Genomic DNA, 386 nt, shown 5'->3' with positions numbered 1-386 from the left:
TGTTTTGTGACTGTTACCGTTTCACTTACTCCCTGTCTTTCATCTCTTAATGTTATTGTTTTATCTACTATATCTTTTTCCGTACTTTTTAGTAATGTACCACTTCTCCCCCTTATATTCCCCGCTATATTTTCTATTTCTTTTCCTTCTACATAGACTAAACCTTCTCCTTCTACCTTTCCTATATTTCGTATACTTTCCGTTATTCCGTATACTTCTGTATATGTTTTAGGTATACTTCTTAGAAAACCTCCTCCTGTTCTTACTGTTCTTGTCAATGTATCTGAGCTTATTGTGCTTTCATTTAATACTTTTCCTTTTTCCGATGTTACTTTAGTTATTTCACTTCCTCTTATTACCCCTCCTATATTTCTTATACCTTTATT

The 386-nt window shown here is 32.6% G+C and carries 1 protein-coding gene; it reads right to left on the bottom strand.

Features of this window, described 5'->3' with window-relative positions:
* The coding region (locus tag EII29_RS12425; RefSeq protein ID WP_158612558.1) for a hypothetical protein at positions 1-386 on the bottom strand (386 nt) is incomplete at both ends.

It is taken from the genome of Leptotrichia sp. OH3620_COT-345, assembly GCF_003932895.1.
In the GTDB taxonomy this organism is placed as follows: Bacteria; Fusobacteriota; Fusobacteriia; order Fusobacteriales; family Leptotrichiaceae; genus Pseudoleptotrichia.
The sequence above is the reverse complement of the archived record's forward strand: the minus strand, read 5'-3'. Positions and strand labels throughout refer to the sequence as shown.